The organism is Streptomyces sp. CA-243310 (genome assembly GCF_050936775.1).
Taxonomy (GTDB): Bacteria; Actinomycetota; Actinomycetes; order Streptomycetales; family Streptomycetaceae; genus Streptomyces.
On record NZ_JBNJMF010000007.1, the window covers coordinates 1 to 4214 of the forward strand.

A 4214-nucleotide genomic window follows, 5' to 3' on the forward strand; every position below is an offset into this window, starting at 1 on the left:
TCACCCCGGCCGCGGGTTCCAGGCCCGCGTGGGAGGCCCGGCCCGTGATGGAGACCCGGAAGGTTCCGCAGCCCTTGCGGCCGGTCTTCAGCCCTCCGCCGTCGGCCGCACCCTCGAAGACGAGCACGGCGCCGCACGCGAGGGCTCGTTCCTCGATGAGGGTTCGCGAGGATCCGGAGCCGACCTCCTCGTCGGCGGTCACGAGGATCTCGACGCCCGACCGGTCGTCGAGCGTCGCGAGGCCGTGAACGGCCTGCACCAGTCCACCCAGCATGTCGAAGACCCCGGGGCCGGTCGCGTGCCCGTCCTCGACCGTGAACGGGCGGCGGTCGAGCGTGCCGAGGGGAAACACGGTGTCGTGGTGGCCGAGGATCAGCACGCGGGGTTCGCCGCCGCCCGACCAGTGGACGTGCGGGCCGGCCTCGCTCTCCACGAGGACGGCCCGGCCGCCGAGACGACTCTCGACGAGCGCGGCGACGGCACGGGCCGATGCCGTCAGGGCGTCGACGTCGCGTGACGGGGACTCGACCTCGACGAGCTTTCCGAGGTCCTCGATCATCGCGTCGACACTCACGCCGGCCCTCTGGTGCATCGTCATGTGGGCAAGACTAGCCGGCCCACCGAGACGGGCACCCACCCGCCCGCAACCGAGCCGGACGCCCACGCCCGCCCACGCCGCCCGCGCGGTCGACGCCCGCGCGCGATCGACGCCAACCCGGCCGACGCCACCCGATCGACGCCGACTCCGCCAACGCCACCTCGGCCGACGCCACCTCGGCCGACGTCACCTCAGTCGAGGACGGCGATGGCCTCCACCTCGACGAGGTGGTCGGGGACGTCCAGCGCCGCGACCCCCACCAGCGTGCCCGGTGCCACCGGGGTGACGCCCAGTTTCGCCGCCGCCCGGGCCACGCCCTCCAGGAACGAGGGCATCTTGTCGGGCGTCCAGTCGACGACGTGGACGTTCAACTTCGCCACGTCGTCGAAGGTGCCGCCGACCTCGGCCAGGGCGGTGGCGACGTTGAGGTAACACTGCTCGACCTGCGCCGCGAGGTCCCCTTCTCCGATCGTGGCGCCGTCGGCGTCCCAGGAGACCTGCCCGGCGATGAAGACCAGCCTCGAACCGGTCGCGATCGAGACCTGTCGGTAGACGTCGATCTTCGGAAGTCCTTCGGGATCCACCAGGGTGATGGCCATGTCGCCTGCCTCCTCGGTCGCGCGAGCCACGGGCTCCCGCGCATTCGCTCTCTTGCGGTTACTCGGGAACCGTAGGAGAGTGTGCGCTGACATGGAAGAACGCACTTTTCAGTGACTGAGGAACCTCATGGTGACCCAGCAGTTCAGCGGCTCGCCCGACGAGGCGGACCTGACGCGCGCGGACTCCCTCGCGCGCGAGATCTTCTCGGACATCGCCAACAAGTGGGCCTTGTTGATCATCGACGTGTTGGCCGAACGGACCCTGCGCTTCAGTGAGCTGCGGGGCGAGATCCAGGGCATCAGCCACAAGATGCTCACGCAGAACCTGCGCATGATGGAGCGCTACGGCCTCGTCGACCGGTGCGCGCACCCCACGGTGCCGCCCCGGGTCGAGTACACCCTCACCGAACCGGGCCGCGCGCTGCGCCAGACGGTCCACGGGCATGTGCGACTGGACCCACCAGTACCTCGGTCACATCGAGGCGTCCCGACGCCGCTTCGACGCCTGACGGTCGAAGCCGCCCCGTCGTCCGACGCTCCCGCCAGGACGGCGACCTCACGAGAGGCGGCAAGGGCGGCGACGGAACAGACCAGGCTGCTTCCGATCAAGACGATCAGCGCGATCGTGGCCAGGACGCCGCCCGGCGCGTCCGGGCGCGGGCCGAGGCGGATCGGTACCCGACCGCCCGGATCACGAGTCACCTCCACGGAGGCACCCACGTCCGGCGCCCCGGCCCCCATCAGTTGCAGGCGCCGCACCCCGCCGTCGTCCGGGAGCCGTACATCGACGGAGGTGACCGCGTCGTCGACGCCGCCGACCGGGTCGGACGTACGAATCCACCCGGTCACCACGGCTCGCGTGGTCACGCCCCGGTCGTGCAGCGTCTGTTCGTCGCGCATGTCGGTCCGAATCAAGGTCAGCGCAAGCCACGCCACGTTCAGGACCAGCAGGGACACCACAGCGACCATGGCGCCGCGCCTGGCCAACCAGGCCACACCCGCCCACTGGGCGATCACCGCGCAGACGAGGATCAGGACCGCGGACCGGCCGCCACTTCCCGCCCACACGGCCCACGCGGACCCGTAGGCCGCCGCGGCCGCGACCGCAGCCGACAGGATCCGACCGCCGAGCCACAGCGCCTTCCTCACCATCCCTGCCCCCGCCCCACCCGACGGCCCCCGCGCGTCGCGGCCTTGACCTACCCCGCTCCAGCGGCGCGCACCCCTGCCCGCCGGCCCGTGTCGCCACCGGCGCCGGCACGGCCCGTGGTGGATCGCCCCCGGAAGTGGCAGTGCACGGCCGGCGGCGGTTGACTGGCTTCGAGGGCAGCCGCACGCTTACGCCCCTTGGAGGTCCCATGACCACCCACGCCACGGCCTTCGACCCCACCCGTACGGCCCACCTCAACGGACGGTTCGCCCCCGTCACCGAGGAGGTGGACGTCGTCGATCTCGACGTCGTCGGGGAGCTGCCCGAGGATCTCGACGGCCTGTACCTGCGCAACGGCCCCAACCCTCGCTTTCACCCCGATCGGGTCCTACCTGTACCCCATCGACGGGCGACGGGATGCTGCACGGCGTGTGGCTGTCGGGGGGCCGTGCCCGCTACGGCAACCGCTTCGTGCGCACCCCCGCGATCCTCGCGGAGGAGAAGGTGGGCCACGCCCTGTGGGGCGGCCTGGAATCCATGATCACGCCCGGTCCGGACGTCGTCGGCCCCGACCTCGCCCACACCTTCAAGAACCTCCCCGACATCAATGTCGTCCGGCACGCGGGGCGCCTCCTCGCCCTGGCCGAGTCCGACTGCCCCTTCCGCATGGGCCCCGACCTGGAGACGCTCGGCAAGGAGACGTTCGACGGGCGCCTCCCGGCCGGCATCACCGCCCACCCCAAGATCGATCCGGTCACGGGGAAATGGTCGTCTTCTGCTACGCGCTCGAACCTCCCTACCTGACCTGGTCCGTCATCAACCCGGACGGGACCGTGGGGCGCGGCCCGACCCCGGTCGACGGGGTGGACGACCCGCTGATGATCCCACGACATGGCCCCTCACCTCCCGCCATCTCGTCCTCATCCTGGCGCCGGCGTTCTTCGACGTCGCGGGCGCGATGCGGGGCGGTTCCTTCCTGTCCTGGCGTCCCGAACGGGGCACCCGCATCGCACTCGTCCCGCGCGACGGGGGCCCGGTTCGCTGGGCCGTCGACGAGGCGTTCTGGGTCTGGCACACCGTGAACGCGTACGAGGACACGACCGACGGCGTCGTCGTCCTCGACTACGTCCAGTGGCCCGCGCTCTCCCTCGGTCAGGACCCCGTCCGGGGCGCCACCGCGCACCGCGGTCTGACCCGGGCCGTCATCGACCCCGTGGCGGGAACCGTACGACGCACACAGCTCGACGACGCCTCCGTCGAGTTCCCCCGCGTCGACGACCGCCTGCTCACCCGACCCCACCGCACGATCGCCGTCGCGTTCCGTCAGTGGACGCACCGACCGGCTGCTCCCCGGGGAGTACGACGCCCTGCGGTGGTACACCGCCGACGGCACGGGCCTCGGATCACGGGTCTGGGACGCGGGCGACCTCTCGGTCGGCGAGCCCGTCCACGCGCCGAAGCCCGGCAGCCGCGACGACGGACACGGTTACTGGCTGACCTTCGCCACCGACCGCACCGACAACTCCAGCCTGCTTCTCGTCATCCCCGCCCACGACCCCGCGCGGGGCCCCTGCGCCCGGATCCGCATCCCGGTCCGCGTGCCGCTGGGCCTCCACGGGGCCTGGTTGCCCACCGAGGAATAGCGGTCCGGACCGCGGTGGCTTTGTCCACGAGAACGGGGTTCTGGCACAGATCTTGGGGAGCGGTCGCGGAGCGTCACATCGGCGTTCGATTTCCGGGTCGGTGATTTCCTGCGTTCGAGGTCGAGGGCCCGTGGCATCATCAGGTCGGTGAGCGGACGTGTTGTACGAACCCAGGCCGAACGTCTTCGTGGATACCGCCGCGTCCTTGAGGCAAGGAGTCCGGA

The 4214-nt window shown here is 71.4% G+C and carries 2 protein-coding genes and 2 pseudogenes; 2 read left to right on the plus strand and 2 right to left on the minus strand.

Annotated elements, in window-relative coordinates; genetic code table 11:
• Window positions 1-598 (minus strand): M20/M25/M40 family metallo-hydrolase (locus ACQEVM_RS38635; protein ID WP_433087413.1); only part of this gene is annotated, 598 nt, incomplete at its 3' end.
• Window positions 599-789: 191 nt separating this feature from the next.
• A complete protein-coding gene (locus ACQEVM_RS38640) occupies window positions 790-1197 on the minus strand; it encodes a RidA family protein (protein ID WP_433087415.1) in 408 nt (135 codons plus the stop codon).
• A gap of 127 nt (window positions 1198-1324) precedes the next feature.
• On the opposite strand from ACQEVM_RS38640, the pseudogene ACQEVM_RS38645 reads away from it, so the two are divergent.
• Window positions 1325-1706, plus strand: a pseudogene (locus tag ACQEVM_RS38645) (winged helix-turn-helix transcriptional regulator).
• Between the two features lie 849 nt (window positions 1707-2555).
• Window positions 2556-3990 (plus strand): annotated as a pseudogene (locus ACQEVM_RS38650) (carotenoid oxygenase family protein).
• Window positions 3991-4214 lie beyond the last annotated feature (224 nt).